Source organism: Cyclonatronum sp. (genome assembly GCF_022565315.1).
In the GTDB taxonomy this organism is placed as follows: Bacteria; Bacteroidota; Rhodothermia; order Balneolales; family Cyclonatronaceae; genus Cyclonatronum.
On record NZ_JAIUMX010000024.1, the window covers coordinates 1 to 20102 of the forward strand.

The following is a 20102-nucleotide window of genomic DNA, read 5'->3' on the forward strand; positions in this document are numbered from 1 at the left end:
AAGCTGCTTCATCACCCCTGAGAAGCGTCCTTTATCCGCAGGATCAGGGGTCATGCGGTAAAATGCTGACCGGATCAGGTCGGGCGCTTCAGCCGCACCGATGCGCCCCCCGTTTCGATGAACACCGGCATCACTTTCAAAGCCTATCAGGCTTGCACGCGCACCGGTACAAAAATGATCTGCCGGCCCTGCGCCTTGTTTACGTGCACTGCCAAAAGAGATGAGTCCGCCTATCCGGATATCGTCTGAAGGCGTTTCGGGGGCTCCGAGGCTGCTAAGCGAAACAGGATTGAGCATGTGAAATGTACCTGATTATTCGCTTCCGGTAATCGGGGTGTCCGCGCGGTTGCCCCATTCAAACCAGGATCCCTCGTACGCGCGAACACTGTCGTAGCCCATCAGGCGCAGGGTAAAGAAAGCATGTGAACCGCGTACGTTGCTTTGGCAGTGCGTAACAACTTCTTTATCAGGGGTGATGCCGTTTTCGGCAAGCAGGGCCGCTATTTCATCAGAGGATCTGAAAAAGGGAACATCCTCATCTATCATTACAAAATTGCGCCATTCAAGGTTTACGGCACCGGGGATATGTCCGCTGCGCTCACTTCTGGCTTCTGTACCGTCAAACTCTTCCGGTGAGCGGGCATCCAGGATAACCAGATCGTCACGTTCCAGATTACCAATCAGGAACGTGATATCACATGAGCGGGCTTCGTTCAGCTCAACAGTGAAGCTGCCGGGTGCCGGAATTTCAGCATCGTTTTCGAGCGGCATTTCCAGGGCTTTCCAGGCAGCAATGCCCCCATTAACAATAGCCGCATTTTCGTGCCCGTACAGGCTGAGGGCATAGAAAAGCCGGCTAGCGCCAAGTCCGTTGCCTTCATCATAAGCAATAATACGGGAAGAGTTGCTCACGCCAATCGTACGCATCAGCTGCTGGAAATCGTCTGCATCCACCAGAAAATGCTCAACTTCATGGGTGGAATTAACCAGTGCCGGAATTCCGCCAAACCAGACAGCTCCGGGTATATGACCTTCCCCGAAACCTTCGGCACGCATATCAACAAGTACAACATCAGGTGAGTTGAGCAGGGCGGGCAAATCTGACGCTTCAACAAGCAGGCTGCTGTTGGGCCAGGTGTTTGCCGGTTCATCCTGCAAAATAGCAGCGGCAGCGGGAGCGCCAGAAAGGGAAAGAAGAAACAGGAAAAGCAGAATCAGTGTTGGGAAACGTTTCATGGGTTTAATAATAACGGCGTGAAAAAGGACTGTTACGTATAAGTTAATCGCACAGATGTTCCAACGGTATGATAGTCATTTCCGTTTTTCCGTTGAAATATTTGAGCTGAATAACCCATTAAAGCTGATTAAACGGCATAAAAAAAGCCGGTATTGCTACCGGCTTATAAATGCGCTTAAGTCGAATCGCTGATTAGTAGCGACCACCGCCGCCGCCGTATCCGCCACGGTCGTTACGACGCTGTCCGCCGCCGCCATTGCCGCCACGGCTTCCACCGCCGCCGCCGCCCTGACGCGGGCCACGGAAATCTCTGCTTTCGCGGGGGCGTGCTTCGTTTACAACGAGGCTTCTGTCCATAAATTCAGTATCGTGCAGCTGTGCAATAGCTTCATTGCCGGCATCATCGTCCATTTCAACGAATGCAAAGCCTTTTGAACGGCCGGTAAATTTATCGCTGATAAGGCTCACGGATTTAACTTCTCCATAAGCAGAAAACAGCTCGCTTAGCTCCTGTTCGCCTGCCCGGTAATTCAGATTTCCTACGTAAAGTGTCATAATTGTAATGAGATTATAATAAAACGTCTAACGAAAAGCAGGCGACGCCAAATAAGGGCCATTACAAATGAATGAATCGTATGTGGATGTGCATCTGCTCACGGAATTTAGTGTTAAATCTAACCATATCAAAGAATTACTCAGACCGGATTCAGTACTGTTTATAATACGCTTAGCGTAGTGCAAGCCGAAGGAGCACAGCAGGATGCAAACTTTGCCGGCCGGTTCCGTCTGCTATCTGATGCCGGCATGAAAAGCCGTGTGCACAAATCAGGCCCTTCCCCTGAACAGCATTTACTGCCGGAAACAGCCGCTGAGCGCCAATTTGCTGCGAAAGCGCGAATGTATCAGTACGATAGCCAAAACTGCCGGCCATGCCGCAGCAGCCGCTGTCGGTTTCGGAGGGTACATAACCTGCCTGCTTCAGGCAGCGCATCAGCGCCGCCGTGCCGGTGAGGGCTTTTACATAGCAGTGCCCGTGAACGAGCACAGGGCGGTCCTTCCCGTTAAACAAACGGGAAAATTCATTTTCTGAAAATTTATCCGTCATGAATTCTTCGAACAGCATCGCCTGTTTTTGAAGTGCTGCGGCCGTTGCGGCAAGGGGGTCGCCGGCAGGGAGCAGGTCAGGGAGTTCGTCCCGGAGAGTGAGCAGTTCGGAGGGTTCGAGGCCTACCACAAGCGCGCCGCGCTGTACCGGACCTTCGAGCTTTCGCAGCAGCTCCCGAAGCACACGCTGTGCCTCCCGCGGAAAACCGGATGAAATCTGCGTGCGGCCGCATGAGGCAATCAGCGGCAGCATCAGCTGTGCGCCCGCGGCATGAAGCACCTCAACGGCAGCGATAGCCTGTTCCGGCTCATGCAGGTCTGTGAAGGGATCCACCAGCAGCAGCACCGGCGGACGGTCAGGTTTTTGACCGGTCCGGCGGTAACGATGGAAGTGCTCTTTGACCCAGCTCCCAAAAGTTTTCTCAGCAAAGGCCGGAAGCGGACGCTCAGGGTGAAGCCCCGCCAGTTTCTCCATCACAAAATGCCCCGCGCTGCTGCCTGCAATCGCGTTGGAGAGGCGCGGGAACCGGGCCCCCAGCCGAAGCCAGGGATGCGGGTCGGCCCAGAAGCGGGCTGCGAAATCCGCTCCGTTTTGGTCGTACCAGCCCTGCATGAACTCGGCCTTCATCCGGGCCATGTCCACATTGGCGGGACACTCCGATTTGCAGGCCTTGCAGCTCAGGCAGTAGCGCAGGGCGTCCCGGATTTCGGCGCTGCTGAATGCGTCGGTTCCTTTTGCCATGAACAGCTGACGGAACACGTTTGCCCGGCCGCGGGTGCTGTCTTTTTCATCCAGCGTTGCCATGTAGCTCGGGCACATGGTGCCGCCGCTTTCGGCGCGTTTGCGGCAAACGCCCGCGCCGTTGCACAGCTGTAACGCCTGCGCAAAGCCTCCCTCCTTCTGCCACCTGAACACGGTTTCAGCTTCGGGTAAAGCGCGGCCGAAGCTGAGGCGCAGCTGCGAATCAATGGGCTTTGCCTGTACAATTTTGCCGGGATTGAAGCGGTTTTCAGGATCCCAGATACGCTTTACTTCTTCGAGCAGCGGCATCATTTCTTTGCCGAGCACCAGTTCGATGTAAGGCGCCCGCGCGCGGCCGTCGCCGTGCTCCCCGGAAAGCGAGCCGCGGTATTTCTTCACAAGCAGTGCCACATCTTCGGCCATGCGCTTCATCTTTTCAACACCTTCGGCTTTGGTGATGTCGATAGCGGGCCTCAGGTGCAGCTCGCCGACCGATGCATGCGCGTAGTACACGCAGCTTGTGCCGTAGCGCTGCATCATGGCTTCGAAATCGGCAACGTAGGCAGGCAGATCCTGCACGCGCACCGCGGTGTCTTCAGTGAAGGTGGGCGTACTCGCATCCGCGCCGAGGCCCATGAGCAGGCCGAGACCGGCTTTGCGCAGATCCCACACGCGCCGCATTTTCTCCGGATCGGCATAGAGCGGAAAGGCGTAGCCGTAGCCGGAATCTTGCAGGGCAGCGGCACAGTTGGCGGCCTGCTGAAGCAGGACTTCAGTATCGTGCCCCTCAAACTCGATGATGAGCAGGCACTTGGGGTCTCCCGCAAGGAAGAAGCGGTTGCGCTGCTGTTCGATATTTCCTTCGGTCGCCCGAATGATGATGTCATCAATCAACTCAACCGCAGCAGGTTTGTGCGATACGGCCAGCACGGTTGCGTGCATCGCTTCGCTGAGCGTGCTGAAATGCGGAATAAGCAGCACCCGGCAGGGCTCGGCCTCAACCAGTCTTACGGTTGCGGCATGCATGAGGGCGAGGGTTCCTTCGCTGCCGCAGAGCAGCTCGGCCAGGTTAAAGGGGCGGCCGCCGGGCGTGAGGGGCGACATCTCGCAAAGACGATCGAGGGCGTAACCGGTATTGCGGCGCACAACTTTAGGATGCGGATAGTTTTGGATGATGGCTTCTTTGTTGGACTCCAGCAACCGCAGCATTTCCCGGTAAATATGGCCTTCGCGGGTTTGCAGGCGGGTTTTGGCTTCGAGTTCCTCATCCGAGAGCGGGCCGAAGCTAACGAGGCTGCCGTCGTCGAGTACGGCTTCAACCCGGATGATGTGCTCCCGAACCGAACCGTATTTCAGGGAGTAGAGTCCGGCGGAATTGTTGCCGATCATGCCGCCCAGCATACAGCGGTTGGTGGTCGAGGTATCGGGACCGAATTTAAGCCCGTATTTCGCTGCTTCCCGGTTCAGGCTGTCGCGGATTACGCCGGGTTCAGCGGTTGCCGTTTTGCGATCGGGGTCGATTTCGAGGATACGGCGCATGTGGCGCGATGTATCGGCGATGATGCCGCCGCCGGTGGTTTGCCCGGCAAGGCTCGTGCCCGCTGCCCGCGCGGTAATGCTGTACCCGCGTGCGGCTGCATCAAGCACGAGGGCACGGAGGTCATCCGCAGTTTCGGGGAAGCACACGCCCTCCGGCAGCTCCTCATACATGGAGGCATCATTGGCGTAGAGCCGGCGCAGCAGCTGATCAGTGTAGATTTCAGGCATGGGAGGCTTGATTTAGCAAAGCAGACGGCATCACCCTATAAAAAATAAAAAAGGCCTCAGTGCTGCTCCGGCGGATTGATTTTGAAAATGAGCATGGTTACGTCATCCCCGTAGTTGCCTTTGCAGAAGGTGCGGACTTCCTCCAGAATGAGCTGCTTGAGCTCCTGTGCGGTTTTTTGGTGATGTTCGGCCACGATCTCGGCAATGCGCTCCTCGCCAAACTCTTCGTCCTGCTCGTTCATGGCTTCGCTGATGCCGTCGGTGAACATCACAACCACATCGCCGGCCTGCAGCTGCACCCGGCCGGCCTGATAGGGAATGATGGTGTTGAGGGCACCCAGCAGCATACCGCCTTCGGTGAGCAGCCCCGTTTCCTGACGGGCTGCGCTCCAGTACACCGGCGGGTTGTGGCCGGCGTTGCAGTATTCGAACTGCAGGGTCTGCACATCGGCGCGACCCCAGAAAAAGCTGATGAACTTATCGCTCGGGGTGTTGGCAAAAATGATGTCGTTCACCTTGCCGGTAGTTTCAGCAAGATCGAGTTTGAGCGGAGAAAGCACGTGAATCATGGCCTGCAGGTTGGCCATAAGCAGCGATGCGGGGATACCCTTGCCGGTTACGTCGGCGATGGCCATGTACAGCAGGCGGTCGTCGGCGCAGAGCACGTCGTAGTAATCACCGCCCACCTGCCGCGAAGGCACGTTGATGGCCGCCACATCGAAAGGTTTCGGCTTCGGCAGCGGACTTGGGAAAAGCGTGTTCTGTATGGTTCGGGCGATGGTGAGCTCTTCCTCCATCCGCTCTTTTTCGATGCGCTCTTCGAGGAGGAAGGTTTTCTGAATGGAAAGAAACGCGAGGTTACCCAGCGAGATGAGCAGGTTGATGTCGCTCTTGCTGTAGGGCTGCGCGCTGGCTTTGGGCCCGATACCGAGCACGGCGCGCTCATCCTGAAACTTCACCCTAACAAGCGCTTCAATTTTATTTTCTCTCAGGTAGGCCGGGATTTCATCCAGCTCTTCGGTTCGGATAAATTCGGATTTCATTGCGAGCAGCTGCTCTTTTTCGGCCTTTGTGATGCTTCCTTTGAGGCCCTGCTGCAGAATCAGCTGCGGCTGCCCCTCGAGGCGCATGAGGAAGAAAAAGCGGCGGGCCATCATCTGCCCCATCAGCGTAAACCGGAACACGCTGAGCATCTGACTGCGGTCGACCAGGGTGTTGAATTCACGGCTGACTTCAAAAAGTGTGTTGAGCTCCTGCACTTTCTGATCGAGCTCGCGGTTGGTTGCCTTCAGCCGGTTCACCAGCATTGAGTTGGACAGCGCTACTGCGGAAATGATAACCAGGTTTTCAACAAATTCCAGCTCCGGACGGCTGTAGGGAGCATTGCCGATTTTCAGCGCCGTGCACAAATAGCCGAGGTGCTCACTGCTTGTGCGGATGGGGAAAAAAAGTTCGAGGCCGGAAGTTTGGAAGCAGGCACGGAAGTCATCCGGGAGCTCTTCCAGCGTGAAATAGGGCTTATCGGAGGCCGGGGCAGCGGATTCGGCCGGAAACAGACAGCCTTCCTGAAGCCCGGTGCGGCCTTTTGCGCGTACCAACTGCCATTTGCGACTTTGCTCATCCCGCAGGATGATGGCTGATTTGGGCGTAAACAGCTTGCCCATAATGATGAGCAGCAGGTTGTTGAGGATGAATTCAGTGTCGTGAGATTCGATCAGCAGGCGGCTCGTATCGAGCAGGGTTTTAAGCTCAAAACGGCTTCTGAGGGAATCATTTGACGCGTCGGAAAGTGGCACAGTACTTACACTACAGGTTTTTTATCATTCGGATTTCGTTATGCTGACCTTTTGAACTGTACTCGACCTTATCCATAAGCTTTTTGATCAGATAGACCCCTACCCCGCCCTTTTGTCGGTTTTTTATGCGCTGAGGCACATCCGGAGTTGTGTAAGAAGAAATATCGAAAGCATGCCCGTTATCCTGAATAGCCACCCAAAAAGTACGCTCATCAGAGCCTACACTCACATAAATCAGCTTGGAATCGTCGTAGCCGTAAGCATGCTTGATTACGTTGGTCATGGCTTCATCTACAGAAAGGCGGATTTCCTCTGTGTCTTTTTCTCCGAAGCCGTGCAGGCGGGCATGTCGTGCAACGAAATTGCGGACAGCCAGCAGGTTTTCGGTAGAAGCGGCTACCTCAATAAAACGGGGCTGCTCGGTCAAGGTTAGTCCTGCGGATTTGAGTTTAAAAATTTTCGGACGGCTTCCTGCTCCTCTTCGAGGATGTCATAAAGGGCGGGAAAACCGAGCAAATCAAATACGTTAAAAACGCTTTCTTTCATATTGGTGAGCTTGATGTCTCCGCCTAAGTCCCTTAGCTCCTCGATATAGGCCATAAATACGCCCAAACCGGCGCTTGAAATGTAATCGAGAGAGGTGAAGTTTACGATGATGTTGTACTTTTGTTCATCAATAAGCCGGGTGATGCTCTCTTCCAAAACCGGAGCAGTATGAGCATCAAGTTCTCCTGTCAGGTCCAGGATTTCTACGGATTCTACTTTTCTGGGCGTGATATCGAAAGTACTCATGAAATTTTGAAATATTGAGGTAACTGAAGTTCAGCAAAATGTGGGTATGCAATCTGTAATTGCGTGTTTATACAGGCAAACAAGCTGCTTTTCTGAATTCAGAAGGTTACTTGCCATGTGTAATTTAATGTATCTGATTGGATTTTAAAGTACAACAGCATGCAGGAAAAGAAAAGGCGGCACAGCGACGATCTGAAGCTACGATTATACCCTTGAGATGTTCCCCCCATTTATATGAGCCGGCTGCAAAAAAATAAGGCACTGCATTTTTCACGTACAGTGCCTTAAACTATTCATCAAGAGAGACGCTACTTGAGCGCATTTGAATATAAAAGCATGAACCGTAACCGCAAAATATTTTTTGGGTTCTTTTTTACGTGATCCTAAAGCATTTTTGTGATGCTTTCAGATACCTGCAAAAACCGGAGCTCTGCGCGGCATACTCAATTATATCAGTTAGATACCTAAATGGCTGAATGCTATTAAAGAACATTTACGCGTAAAGCAAATCCGGAAAATGTTAACCAAAACAGTACTTTTCGTAAAGGAAAACTAAAGGGCGTGAAACTAATTTTCTGTTTGGAACGATTACTTTTTGACAGATTCAAGGAATGAACCGGCTTTATGCGCATCAATATGATCGAGTTTGTGCCCCATTTTGTCGCGTTTGGTTTTCAGGTACTGCTCATTTTCAGGGTAAGCTTCAATTTCAATAGGTACCTGTTCCGAAATTTCCAGACCATAGCCCTGCAGCCCTACCCGTTTAGTGGGGTTGTTGGTCATAAGCCGCATTTTCCTCACCCCCAGTTCACGCAGGATCTGAGCCCCTACACCATAGTCGCGGTGGTCGGGTTTGAAACCGAGTGCTACGTTTGCTTCAACCGTATCGAGGCCCTCTTCCTGAAGTTTGTAAGCTTTCAGTTTATTCACCAACCCGATGCCGCGCCCTTCCTGATTCATGTACAGCAGCACGCCCTGACCGTTTTTCTCAATGTTAATGAGGGCCCGGTGCAGCTGTTCGCCGCAATCGCAGCGCTTGGAGCCAAAAATATCTCCGGTCACGCATAAAGAGTGTACGCGAACAAGCACGGGCTCTTCTTCCTGCCATTCACCTTTCACCAAAGCGAGATGATTCCCGCCGGTGAGCCGCTCTTCGAAGGCATAGAGCTGAAAATCCCCGTAAACGGTTGGTAATTTAACGTTTACCATCTCCCTCACCAACGACTCTTTGTGCATGCGGTAAGAGATGAGATCTTTTATGGTTATGAGTTTCATGCCGAATTTTCGGGCAACTTTCACCAGATCAGGCAGTCGGGCCATGGTACCGTCATCATTCATGATTTCGCAAATCACTCCGGCTGGATAGAGTCCGGCAAGCCGGGCAAGGTCAACGGCTGCCTCAGTATGGCCGGCCCGGCGCAGGGTTCCGCCTTCAACTGAAATTAGCGGAAAAATGTGGCCGGGACGGTTGAAATCCCCCGGGCGGGAATTGTTGCGGATCAGGGCCTTGAGGGTGATTGCACGGTCGGCCGCAGAAATGCCGGTCGAAGTGCCCTGATTATAATCTATTGAAACCGTGAAAGCCGTTTTGAGGCTGTCGGTATTATCCTGAACCATTCGGTCGAGGTTCAGCTCATAGGCGCGCTCCCGGGTTATGGGGGCACAGATAAGGCCCCTGCCGTGCGTAGCCATGAGGTTCACGGCATCGGGGGTTACCATCTCGGCAGCCATCACAAAATCACCTTCATTCTCACGGTCTTCATCATCTACCACAATGATGATTTTGCCGTTGCGAATATCTTCAATTGCGGATTCTATGGTATCAAATGTGATTTCTTCTGCCATGTGCGGGCCTTGGGTTCTTAACGGATGAACAGCCCGGTTTTTGCCGGGCTGCTTGCGACTACGCTTTTTTGTTGGGGTTTACGTCCACAATTGCGTTTTTGAGGACGCGGATTTTTACTTCTTTATCAACCTCAATGAGTACTGTTTCCTCATCGTTGGAGTGCAAAATGCCGAGCATACCGCCCGAGGTTACAATTTTATCACCTTTCTTCATTTCAGTGACTTTCTGCTGTATTTCTTTCTGCTTTTTGCTTTGCGGCCGGATAATAAATAACCAGAAGATGAAGAAAATCAATCCTAAAAAAATAAAAGAGGCAAACGGGCTTCCCCCTTCAGGATCGGCCATGAGTAAAATAATGTCCATTGTTGGGTTGGTATATGGTCAGTGTTTAAGGAAACAGGATACAGCTCCGATAATGCTGTTTTCTGTTTTCCGGTGAAAAATTCAAGATTTCTCCGGCACAAAAAAAGTTCCGGAGAACAGCTTCCAAAGATAATGCTTTTGTAAACCGGGTACAAAGCAATACCCGCCGGGCTATTGTTATCTCAATCGTATCAGCAGGTATAAGCCGGTTATCAGAGCCAGCAGTGCACACAACGCATACAGTCCGGCAAAGCCGGCAATACCAAACAGTATGCTTGAAAGTATTGGCGAAACTGACTGTGCTATTTTAATTACCATACCGTTCAGCGACATGATAGCCCCCCGGTTTTCAAGCATAGCTTCTGAAGAGATAAGTGAGATGAGCACAGGCAGATTCAGCCCCTGTGCAAAGCCATATATTACGGTTGCTGCTGTAAGCCAAATGAGGTTCGGCGCAAATGGCATGGCTGTAAGCGATACCGCATAAATCACAAATGAGAAGGTGACCAGCGCCTCAGGTCTGAAGCGCTGTGTGAGGCGCCCGGCATTAACTGAGGCCAGCGCATTAGACACTGAAGCCGACGACAATACCAGACCGATCATAAAGGAAGCTTCTGTGAAACGCGATTCAATCAAAAAGGGTATGATGGTAAGCAAGGGGCCGTACAGCAGTACGAATGAAACCAAGGTTGCCAGAAAAAACGGCAGCATCCTGTTTTGCTTCATGTTAATGAGCACGCGCTTCAGATAGGCACCTACCTTTCCGGTTTGCTCCGGCTCCGGGTTTTCCAGATAGAAAATGATAACAAATGCCGTTGGAAGTGCAAGCAGCGGCAGATAAAACGGAGCGAACCATCCCAAAACAGCAAGGGCGCCCCCTATAGCCGGATACAGGGTTGCACCGACACTCAGTACGGCCCCGTTATAGCCCATAGCCTCCGTCCGCTGCTGACCACTGAAGATATCCCCGATCATGGTTACATTCAGCGCGCCTATTGCTGCAGAGCCAACGCCCTGCAGCAGGCGGAGGAATAACAGCATTTCATAGTTTGGCGCAAACGCACAGGCGAAACCGGCTACGCCAAAAAGGAGCATTGACGGAACAAGAACCATTTTTCGGCCAATGCGATCTGATAAAATCCCCAGCAACGGCGTAAGTAAAACCCCGGGCAGCGTGTACATTGTAATTAGTAAGGCCGCACGGCCGATACTGATTTCAAATACAGTCGCAACCAGAGGAAGCACCGGTGTGATACTTGATACCCCCATAATGGCGGTAAGGGTAATACAAAAAATAATGTACAGATTACGGTTTCTCAATACCGGGCTGTCTGTACGATGGGTCTTGCCTTTTTTTCGGCTCAATGAACTGGCTGCTTAATACGGTTTACAACTTTAGTGCGAAGTAATTTCATCTCATTCAAACAACATCCAACAAAAAAAGCTCCCGCAGTACAGGAGCTTTTCATGTTTTAAACCCGGGGCAGCGCTTAAAGATTTGCGCGGGTAATTTCCAGAATATGGCGTTCCATGCCGTTCTTTATTTCACGCCTTACGGCGTCAACATCGCCGTTATCGATATACATGGCATGGATGTAAAGTGTTTTCCCATCCTCTGATATATCAAGACTGAGGGTGCCCGGTGTAAGGGAGATGGAATTGGCAAGCAGCGTTTTTTCCAGATCAGATTCGGCATCAAGCGGGATGCCGACAATACCTGATTTCATCTTAAAAGTGGGTTTAATTACATCTACTGCAACCCGAATACTTGAAATAAACAACTCTTTAAGGAAGTAAAAGATGAAACCGACCGCAAGCCGGAGCCTGCGGGTGTAGTTTTCCGCATCAATGGCAGGGGCTGCGACGAGCATCACAAGATAACCGAGCAGAAAACCAATAGCCAGATTTCCCAGACTAATGGTGCCGGTAACGGCGGCCCAGATTACGGCCAGAACAATGTTGGTCAGAAACTGTTTCATGGGTTCAGTACGGCATTTATGTACATGGACGGATCAAGCAGCTGATCGGCAGCTTCAAAGAGCAGCGCGTAAAACGGCTCTCCAAATATGCCGAGTACCACAATAAAACCGGCGATGATAATGGTTGGCAGCAATAAGGCTATTAGCTGTGCGCCTGCTACCGGCTTAAAGTTTTTGTCGGCCACAACGGGAGCGGTGTCGGGCAGCGGACTCCAGTAGGCTCCCATCCAGATTTTGGTCATCGAAAACATGGTCATCAGGCCAACCGCAAGCGCGAAGCCGATTACGACCCACTGCTCTACTTCAAGACCTGCGTAAATTACGGTGTACTTGGCCCAGAAACCGGTAAGCGGCGGCAGACCTGCCAGCGAGATCGCGGAAATTGCAAAGAGGGAGCTCACCAGCGGGTAATTCTTGTACAGACCTCCAAGGCGGGAGAGGTGAAACGAGCCTACGAGCTTTTGCGCAATACCAGCAACAAGGAACAGGTTCGTTTTGGCCAGGATGTTATGCAGGATGTAGTAAATAACCCCGGCAAGGGCAATCTTGGTAAAAAACGCAAGGCCCATAATCATGTAGCCGATCTGACTCACAATGTGGAAGCTCAGAATCTTACGCACATCATACTGTGAGGCCGCACCAAGTACGCCCACAACCATAGTGGGAACCGAAATCCAGAGCAGGATGGTGTGCGTGTACCCAATATCCTGTGTGAAGAGCAGGGTAAATACGCGTACAAGCGAGTAAACCCCGACTTTGGTAAGCAGGGCACCAAAAATGGCCGTGATGGTTACCGGTGGTGTATGGTAGGATGCCGGCAGCCAGAAAAACAGCGGAAAAACGGCTGATTTAATCCCAAATGATACAAGGAACATCATAGATGCAGTAATAACCAGCCCCGTGTTCTCAGTATCCTGCAGCGCCTGTGCCATGGCTGCTAAATTAAGCGTACCGGTGAGGCCGTACATAATCCCAACCCCTGCAAGAAAAATGAGGGAAGAGAGCAGGTTGATAACCACGTACTTCACCGCACCGTCGAGCTGTGCCTTCCCGTTACCAATGGCAAGCAGCACAAAGGATGTAATCAGCATAACCTCAAACCAAACATAAAGGTTGAAGAGGTCACCGGTGAGGAAGGCTCCGATTACGCCGAAAATGAGAATCTGAAACAAGGGCTGAAAACCGAAAGACTCCCGTTGCTTGTCCATATCACCAAGTGAGTAAATGCTGATGGTCATGGCCATCAGACCGGTTACACACACCATGAGCGCGCTGAACAGGTCAGCAACCATAGAAATACCAAAAGGAGCTTCCCAGTTTCCCGGCTGCAGTACCTGAATGCCTTCGGTGTACACCACATACAACAAAACACAGCCGGCAATAAAGGTCGCAACAGACCCGATAACGCTCAGCCAGCGTTGCAGCTCGCGGTTTTTGAACGCAATCAGGGCAAGAGATGCCGTGAGAATCGGTATCAGAATAGGATAAATGATGATGTTGCTCACGCTTCGTCCTCCCCTTTAATAACGCCTGCCGGAAGCTCTTCCCCTTTGTAGGGTGGCTCTGCAACGCGCATCTCATCTACATTGAGGGTACCTACTTCGGTATAAGCCCGGTACACCAGCACCAGCGCGTACGACAGCAGACCAAAGCCGATTACAATAGCCGTAAGCACCAGGGCCTGCGGCAGCGGGTTTGCGAAAGCGCCGGAGGGCACGTACTCACCCGATGCAATAAGGGGCGGGATGCCGCGATCGAGGCGGCCAAGCGTAAATATGAGCAGGTTAACTGCGTTGCTCAGAATTACGATGCCAATCACCACGCGCACCAGATTGCGGCGAAGCATAAGAAACACGCTCAGCGCCACAAGTATTCCAATTACAATAGCTAATAAAGGCTCCATTGGTTAGTCTTCTTCTTCAAGTGCAAAGATTACGGCGAGGGTAAATCCTACAACTACCAAATACACGCCAATGTCGAATATGAGAGGGGTACCCACGTGAAGCTCATTTCCGAATACAACCGGAAGAGCCCACTGTCCCGTAAAAAAAGCATCTCCGGCTATCATGGACATGATACCGCTCACCAGGGCTAAAAACAGGCCCCAGCCAACCATCACGCGCGGATCCATACGAAGCAGCCTGCGGGTAACTTCCGTGCCAAAAGTGATAGCAAACAGCACAAATGCCGAAGCTCCGACCAAACCGCCTATGAATCCGCCACCGGGCTCATTATGCCCTCTAAAGAACAAAAACACAGAGAATATGAGCAGCAACGGGAACAACAGCCGTGTTGCTGTTTTAAGAATTACGGAATTCATGCTGTTGTACCTTCCTTTTTTGTGATAACTTTTTTACCCAGCTTTATAAGCGCGTACACACCTATACCGGCAACCCCGATTACCACGATTTCACCAAAGGTATCGAGCGCCCGGAAGTCCACCAGAATCACATTTACTATGTTGCGGCCGTAGGCAACCACGTAACTGTTTTCGGCAAAATAATCCGTCATGAAGGGGTCGAATTCGGTATTCAGTACTGCCAGCATTATGAGGGTTACGATCAGGCCAAGACTTCCGGCCAGAATGCCGTCTCTCACTTTTGAGCCCATCGATACTTTCACCTTGCTTTGCGGCAGGTGTATAAGTACCAGAGCCACCAGAATTACGGTGAGCGTCTCTACAAGAACCTGCGTTATGGCAAGATCAGGTGCGCTGAACAGGATGTAAAGCAGGGCTATGCTGTAGCCCACAACCCCGAGTGCCGCAATGGCCACAAGACCGGAACCCGCAAATACGGCTGCAAATGCTGCGATTACGATTACACCGGCGAGTGTCCACTCATAGAAGTAGATATCAGAGAAGTCTGCTACTATAATCATGTCGGTCTTAACCAGCATGGTGTAGCCAACAAGTACCACAAAAAAGGCTACAATACAAAGCATGTAGTACCGCAGGTAGCCGTTCTGGAAAAACTTTGTTTGCGCAGCTGCCAGGCCAAGCGTACCGTTGAGCCAGCCTTCGTAGCCTTTTACAGGTCCCTGACCCATAATGCGGTCGTAAGCCTGTACCGCACCTGATTCACGCACCTTGTTCCATACCAGGTACAGGCCGATACCGCTGAGCAGAGTAATGATACTGAGAATAAGAGGCGCATTAATACCATGCCACAACTTGAGGGATACTACTAAATCAGGGGTGCCTGCAATAGCACCGGCAGCTTTTGAGATGATCGCGGTATCAATCAGGAAAGGGAGAATCCCGAATAGTATGCTCAGCACTGAAAGCACACCGGGGCCAATCCACATACTAAGCGGTGCTTCATGTACATGCTTGTTGTTGTACTCCTTGTATTCTCCGAAGAAGGGTCTGATGGCCACTATGCCGCTCGAAGCTACAACGGCTATGTTGGCCAGTACCGCCATACCAATAAGCACCATTGGGAAGCTTACCGATGAAAGCGCTGCTTCATATACCAGCTCCTTGCCTATAAAACCAAGCAGCGGAGCAACCCCGGCCATTGAGAGCGCAGCAATACAACCGAATGCCGCCGTCATTGGCATGGTTTTACGCAGGCCGCTGATGAACCTTATGTCGCGGGTGCCGGCTTCGTGATCAACCGTACCCGCCACCATGAACAGGGCGCCTTTATAGAGCGAGTGGCTCAGAATAAACACGGCTACAGCTTTCACGGCGTACTCATGGCCCATGCCGATGAGCATGGTGAGGGTACCAAGGGCCATCACGGTGGTGTAGGCCAGTACTTTCTTGAGGTCCGTATGCGCAATGGCAAGCCAGGCTGCAACAAGCATGGTTACAGCGCCGAAACCGGTTACAATGTAGGTCCATTCAAGGGTACCGCTAAGCACGGGGTTTAGGCGGGCCAGCAGGTAAACACCAGCCTTAACCATGGTTGCGGAGTGCAGATAAGCAGAAACCGGGGTCGGGGCGGCCATTGCACCGGGAAGCCAGAAATGAAACGGAAACTGTGCTGATTTGGTGAAGGCACCGATTAGGATGAGAATCAGGGCGCCAAGATACCAGGGGTGCTCAGCTACCAGACCGGACTGACCGAACATCTCGGAAATTTCCATGGTGCCGGTAATCATCGACAAGATGATGAGGCCCGCAAGCAGGGCCAGACCTCCGGAGCCGGTAACAAGCAGGGCCTGCAGTGCGGATTTCCGGGAATCTTCCTTTTCATACTTGTAGCCGATAAGCAGGTACGAACTTATGGAAGTAAGCTCCCAGAAAATAAAAAGCGCCACAATATTATCAGCGAGTACAACCCCCATCATCGCACCCATAAACAGCAGAATGCTGAAATAAAAGCGGCCCAGGTTCGAATCGGCGGCAAGGTAGCCGCCTCCGTAAATCATAATAAAAGTACCTATCCCGGAAACAATCAGCCCAAACATAAGGCTGAAGCCATCGAGATAGAACGACATATTCACGCCCAGGTAAGAAACCCAAACCCACGATTCCTTTACTACATCGCCGCCGGAAATAACCGGGATAAAACTCAGCAAATATGCAAAAACGGTGAAAGGAACAAGGGCGAGAACCCAGCCGGAGCTTTTTTTAAGATATTTGGCGGCGGCGGGACCAAAAAATGCGGCTGAAAAAATCAGCAGTAATGCAGCTAAAATGGTCATCAGGATTCAGAAACGTTACGGTTCAGTTTGGCATCGGATGCCGCACGGGATTTGCGGGAGGCTTCGGGCTCAGATATCTCCCCGTTACGGTCCATTTCATCTACAATCGTTCCTTCCCAAAGCTCAATACCGGTGTAATAGGCAGCACGGCCAATTAAATGCGCAGCAACCGGCGCTGTGAGCAGCAGAAAAATAATGGTTGCCAGGATACGGGTGAGCACCGATATTTCATCAAACGAGATACCGACTGCAACCAGAATTAAACCTGCACCCAGGGTACCGGCTTTGGTAGATGCGTGCATTTTCATCATGAGGTCGGGTAGCCGAAGCACGCCAATTGAAGCTATCAGCACGAAAAAGCTTCCTGCAAGCAGAAAAAAAGCGATGATCAGTTCGGTAATCATATTTCATCATTGGTTGAGGGGCGCCCGGCTTTGAGTACATAGCGGGCAAATGCTGTTGTACCCAAAAAGGCAATAAGGGCTACTACAATCGCTGCATCAATAAAATCGGAGGTACCCGTATGGATGCAGTAAGTCGCAATAAATGCGATTACGATGTAGGCAATCAGGTCAAGAGCTACAACACGGTCCGGCAGGCTGGGGCCGATAAGCAGACGTATCATGCCTGCTACCAGAGAAATACTCAGCGCTGCAAAGGTGATGACAAGCACCGTGTCGAGTAATACAGTTTCGCCGTTTAGCAAAGTTAACTCCTTAAAAACAGGTATCTTATGGGTGAAACGCGATATCGGGTTCGCTTATGGCTTGTTTCATTTCGGCCTCTGATTCCGTAATTTGCTACGGCCCGATGGTGCACTGTTGCTTCGTTTATCCGGCTGTTGGTACTCAAAGCTGCTTTTCCTGCCGTCGAACAAATCTGCACCCCGGATTTTTGCACCAAATCAGAGATACCCGGGCCCCAATTCTGTTTGCTGATAAGGTTTCATTTAACAATTTCTCAGATATAGTGAATTGGCGGCCATTTCCTTATCAGCCTGATTTAACGAAGCGCAAAAATAAATTTTTCTGATTCTACTTCAAAATTATTTCGGTAAGCAATTGAAAAAACAGACATTCCTGAACTTGGAAAGTGTTATTTTACAGAGCTTTGTACCTTGCTGATTCTGCTATGAAAAACGCTGTTTTTAATACTGCATCACCTCAGGAGACCCTCGCACTTGGCGCTGAAATGGCCAAAAACATGGCTTCAGGCGACGTCATCTGCCTCTTTGGCGACCTTGGCGCCGGCAAAACACACTTTGTTAAGGGCGTTGCCTCCGCGTTTGGGATACCCGAAAAAGAGGTCGATTCCCCTACCTTTGTGCTCATTCAAGAGTATGAGGGAACCCTGCCGCTTTACCATTTCGATGCCTATCGTATTGCGAGCCTTGAGGAAGCAAGGCGCCTCGGCATGGAAGAGTATTTCTACGGCGACGGTATCTGCCTGATCGAATGGCCCGAGCGCATTGCCGGCCTGCTGCCCGAACAGCGCACTGAAGTGCACTTTTCGCATACCGGGCCCTCCAGCCGCCGCGTTGAGGTGCTTCACAAATACTGATTTCTTTGTATTTTGAGCACCCATGCCAACTAAAAAACTATCATACCGCTTCGACCGGCTTCCGGTAATCTATCCCTATCACCTGCGTGCACGAAATCAACTTTCTGTTGGTGATCTTGTGTATTACGGCCCCTGCCCTCCTTATTATGGCATTGGCGAGGTGATGAATATCGTCGAAAACTATTGTATTGTTGATTTTCGCGGTACCGGTGAGCTCGAAATCCACAAAGATGCCTTCGAGCAGCGCTACATTATTCCTATCCACAAGCTGAACCTCTCGCACCTGCTCATGGAAGTTTAAACCCTGACCGCTGCGCCGTTCAGCATTCTGTTCCTGACAACCCGGTGAGGTACCGGCACCTATGCTCACATTCGTCAGCCTGCATAATTTCTTCAGCTTCGCAAAAGCCTCTGAAGTTCCGTTAAGCCCCGGTTTGAATGTACTTGTAGGCATCAACGGCAGCGGCAAATCCAACTTCATAAAGGCGCTGCGGCTTTTGTATGAAGGGATTTCGGGGGATGGGCTCCGAAACCTGATTCAGCTCGAATGGGGCGGCTACGATCAGGTGTCGCATGCGCGGCGCAACGGCCTCGGGGATATCCGGCTGCAGTTCACCTTTCCGCCCAACCCCGGCACGGGTTCATGGTACCGCGCCGAAGGCAGCCCGGTGTACGGCATCACGATCAGTGCGGCAACCGACGGCACCTTCCGGCTCTCGGAGCGCATCACCCTAAAAAACACGAAAGATGCCTCCGAAACCCTGCTGTTTGAGTCGAAAGCCGGCAAAGGTCTGGTGCGATCCGCTTCAGGCGCGCTGCGGGACCTGACGGAAGCTCCCTATGCCGAAGCAAGCGCCCGCCAAATGGAACTCCGCTTCCGCTACATGCCCGAGGATGGCCTGCATCCGCTTCTTTGCGGCCTGCGGCGGGCCATTCAGCAGTTTGGCTTCTACGGCTTTTTCAATACCTCTTTCAGCAGTCCGGCCCGCAGGCCTGCGCCGGCAGCCGGCAACCATGCCGGGCGCCTCTCTCACGACGGGGAAAACATGGCGCAGGTGCTGCACAGCATGCGGGCCTTTGCGCCGGACGCTTTTGCGCATCTTGAAACATTCCTGCGGCGGATCAGCCCCAATTTTCAGCAGCTTGTTTTTAGTGAAGCCGGCGAAAAAGTACGCGTGCGCTTCGTTGAGAAACATCTTTCGCACAGCGTTTCTGCCCGCCACATATCCGACGGCACCCTCCGCTATCTGCTCTACCTGAGTATTTTTCTGAATCCCGGGCGCGGCCTCGCCGTCTGCATCGACGAGCCTGAGAGCGGGCTTCACCCCGATATGCTGCACTCGCTCAGCGAAGCCATGCAACAGGCCGCCGGAGAAGGCACACAGCTCATCCTCGCCACACACTCCCCCCTGCTGCTTAATTCTTTCGAACTCGACGACCTGCTCATCTTCGATAAAAATTCCGAAAATCAGACCCTTGTGCATACCGTAAACGGCGATGACTTCAGCAGCCTAACCGGCCTCAGCCTGCCGGGTCAGCTGTGGCTGAGCGGGCACCTCGGGGGCAAACGATGGTAACCATCACCATTTATGTGGAAGGCGGCCGCCTCGACGGAGATCAGTCGGCCGAGACCATTTCCAACAATGCCCTGTTTCGGGAAGGCTTTCACCGGCTGTTCAGTCAGGTTTTGGATGAGGAGAGTTTCTCACTCGTTATCCAGCCCATCGGCTCAGTTACCCGCGCCCGCAACTACCTGCGGCGGGCAACCAACAGCCGGGACCCGGCGCTTGTGCTCATCGACCTCGACGGGCCGCCTTCGGTGCGGCAGGAGCGCCTCAGCCGGTTTCAGGGGCTTGATACCTCTCTTATTTTTTTCATGATTCAGGAAATGGAAGCCTGGATTATCTCCCAAACCGAAACAATTGAAGCCTACTCCAAAAGCCGCTGGCTGCTGCGCAAGCATCCCGGCGAAAAACTTGAGGAAGATCAGCTGCTCGCCTGCCGCGACCCGCAGGAAATCGAGAAACCATCCGAAAAGCTCAACAATCTTTTCCGAAAATATTTCAGGGCTGTGCGGCAGCGCGGCGGCGAACGCAGCGAAAAACTCCGGAACTACTCCAAAACCAAAGACGGCCCCGTACTCATCGGCATGCTCAACCTCACCCACCTGATGGAAGACTTCGGTGATGCAGCCGGCCTGGTTAAAAAGGTTCAGGCTTTTCAGCTTCAACACCTTGAACGCTGAACCCCGCGCCCAAAGCGC

The 20102-nt window shown here is 52.1% G+C and carries 20 protein-coding genes and 1 pseudogene; 4 read left to right on the forward strand and 17 right to left on the reverse strand.

All coding sequences use genetic code 11. From position 1 onward, the window contains the following. From LAT75_RS05975 to LAT75_RS06055, 17 genes and pseudogenes are all read right to left on the reverse strand, one after another. Positions 1-297 (reverse strand): annotated as a pseudogene (locus tag LAT75_RS05975) (hypothetical protein); the annotation flags it as partial. Positions 298-312: 15 nt separating this feature from the next. After that, positions 313-1236 (reverse strand): sulfurtransferase, encoded by a 924-nt coding sequence (locus tag LAT75_RS05980; RefSeq protein WP_291481724.1) that lies wholly within the window; start codon positions 1234-1236, stop codon positions 313-315. Between the two features lie 193 nt (positions 1237-1429). Further along, a complete protein-coding gene (locus tag LAT75_RS05985) occupies positions 1430-1792 on the reverse strand; it encodes an RNA-binding protein (RefSeq protein WP_291481725.1) in 363 nt (120 codons plus the stop codon). A 172-nt stretch (positions 1793-1964) separates the two neighbouring features. Next, positions 1965-4850, reverse strand: a complete 2886-nt coding sequence (locus tag LAT75_RS05990; RefSeq protein WP_291481726.1) for an FAD-binding and (Fe-S)-binding domain-containing protein — start codon at positions 4848-4850, stop codon at positions 1965-1967. A gap of 56 nt (positions 4851-4906) precedes the next feature. After that, positions 4907-6646: a PP2C family protein-serine/threonine phosphatase gene (locus LAT75_RS05995; RefSeq protein WP_291481727.1), complete on the reverse strand. Its 1740-nt coding sequence runs from the start codon at positions 6644-6646 to the stop codon at positions 4907-4909. Between the two features lie 10 nt (positions 6647-6656). Next, a complete protein-coding gene (locus LAT75_RS06000; RefSeq protein ID WP_291481728.1) occupies positions 6657-7073 on the reverse strand; it encodes an ATP-binding protein in 417 nt (138 codons plus the stop codon). A gap of 2 nt (positions 7074-7075) precedes the next feature. Beyond that, positions 7076-7438, reverse strand: a complete 363-nt coding sequence (locus LAT75_RS06005) for an STAS domain-containing protein (protein ID WP_291481729.1) — start codon at positions 7436-7438, stop codon at positions 7076-7078. Between the two features lie 588 nt (positions 7439-8026). Beyond that, entirely contained in the window at positions 8027-9283 is a 1257-nt protein-coding gene (locus LAT75_RS06010) for a bifunctional 3,4-dihydroxy-2-butanone-4-phosphate synthase/GTP cyclohydrolase II (RefSeq protein ID WP_291481730.1), read from the reverse strand. 58 nt (positions 9284-9341) lie between these two features. Further along, positions 9342-9647 carry a preprotein translocase subunit YajC gene (gene yajC, locus LAT75_RS06015; RefSeq protein WP_291481731.1) on the reverse strand — a complete coding sequence of 102 codons (306 nt, stop codon included), beginning with the start codon at positions 9645-9647 and terminating at the stop codon, positions 9342-9344. 177 nt (positions 9648-9824) lie between these two features. Beyond that, positions 9825-11012: an MFS transporter gene (locus LAT75_RS06020; RefSeq protein ID WP_291481732.1), complete on the reverse strand. Its 1188-nt coding sequence runs from the start codon at positions 11010-11012 to the stop codon at positions 9825-9827. A 125-nt stretch (positions 11013-11137) separates the two neighbouring features. Then, positions 11138-11626: a Na+/H+ antiporter subunit E gene (locus LAT75_RS06025; RefSeq protein ID WP_291481733.1), complete on the reverse strand. Its 489-nt coding sequence runs from the start codon at positions 11624-11626 to the stop codon at positions 11138-11140. After that, positions 11623-13131 (reverse strand): Na+/H+ antiporter subunit D, encoded by a 1509-nt coding sequence (locus tag LAT75_RS06030; protein WP_291481734.1) that lies wholly within the window; start codon positions 13129-13131, stop codon positions 11623-11625. The genes LAT75_RS06025 and LAT75_RS06030 overlap by 4 nt, the downstream gene beginning before the upstream one ends. Further along, positions 13128-13529 carry a Na+/H+ antiporter subunit C gene (locus LAT75_RS06035; RefSeq protein WP_291481735.1) on the reverse strand — a complete coding sequence of 134 codons (402 nt, stop codon included), beginning with the start codon at positions 13527-13529 and terminating at the stop codon, positions 13128-13130. The genes LAT75_RS06030 and LAT75_RS06035 overlap by 4 nt, the downstream gene beginning before the upstream one ends. A 3-nt stretch (positions 13530-13532) precedes the next feature. Then, positions 13533-13946 carry a Na+/H+ antiporter subunit B gene (locus LAT75_RS06040; RefSeq protein WP_291481736.1) on the reverse strand — a complete coding sequence of 138 codons (414 nt, stop codon included), beginning with the start codon at positions 13944-13946 and terminating at the stop codon, positions 13533-13535. Continuing rightward, positions 13943-16279, reverse strand: a complete 2337-nt coding sequence (locus tag LAT75_RS06045; RefSeq protein ID WP_291481737.1) for a putative monovalent cation/H+ antiporter subunit A — start codon at positions 16277-16279, stop codon at positions 13943-13945. Before LAT75_RS06045 ends, LAT75_RS06040 begins: the two co-directional genes overlap by 4 nt. Further along, positions 16279-16683 carry a monovalent cation/H(+) antiporter subunit G gene (mnhG, locus tag LAT75_RS06050; protein WP_291481738.1) on the reverse strand — a complete coding sequence of 135 codons (405 nt, stop codon included), beginning with the start codon at positions 16681-16683 and terminating at the stop codon, positions 16279-16281. Before mnhG ends, LAT75_RS06045 begins: the two co-directional genes overlap by 1 nt. Then, positions 16680-16904: a monovalent cation/H+ antiporter complex subunit F gene (locus tag LAT75_RS06055; RefSeq protein WP_114985672.1), complete on the reverse strand. Its 225-nt coding sequence runs from the start codon at positions 16902-16904 to the stop codon at positions 16680-16682. The genes mnhG and LAT75_RS06055 overlap by 4 nt, the downstream gene beginning before the upstream one ends. 506 nt (positions 16905-17410) lie before the next feature. Between LAT75_RS06055 and tsaE the strand changes: the two genes are divergently transcribed. From tsaE to LAT75_RS06075, 4 genes are all read left to right on the forward strand, one after another. Beyond that, positions 17411-17839 carry a tRNA (adenosine(37)-N6)-threonylcarbamoyltransferase complex ATPase subunit type 1 TsaE gene (tsaE, locus tag LAT75_RS06060; RefSeq protein WP_291481740.1) on the forward strand — a complete coding sequence of 143 codons (429 nt, stop codon included), beginning with the start codon at positions 17411-17413 and terminating at the stop codon, positions 17837-17839. Positions 17840-17861: 22 nt separating this feature from the next. Further along, complete coding sequence (locus LAT75_RS06065; RefSeq protein ID WP_291481741.1) at positions 17862-18140, forward strand: hypothetical protein; 279 nt, start codon at positions 17862-17864, stop codon at positions 18138-18140. 61 nt (positions 18141-18201) lie between these two features. After that, entirely contained in the window at positions 18202-19416 is a 1215-nt protein-coding gene (locus LAT75_RS06070) for an AAA family ATPase (protein ID WP_291481742.1), read from the forward strand. Continuing rightward, positions 19410-20084 carry a DUF4276 family protein gene (locus LAT75_RS06075; protein ID WP_291481743.1) on the forward strand — a complete coding sequence of 225 codons (675 nt, stop codon included), beginning with the start codon at positions 19410-19412 and terminating at the stop codon, positions 20082-20084. Before LAT75_RS06070 ends, LAT75_RS06075 begins: the two co-directional genes overlap by 7 nt. Positions 20085-20102 lie beyond the last annotated feature (18 nt).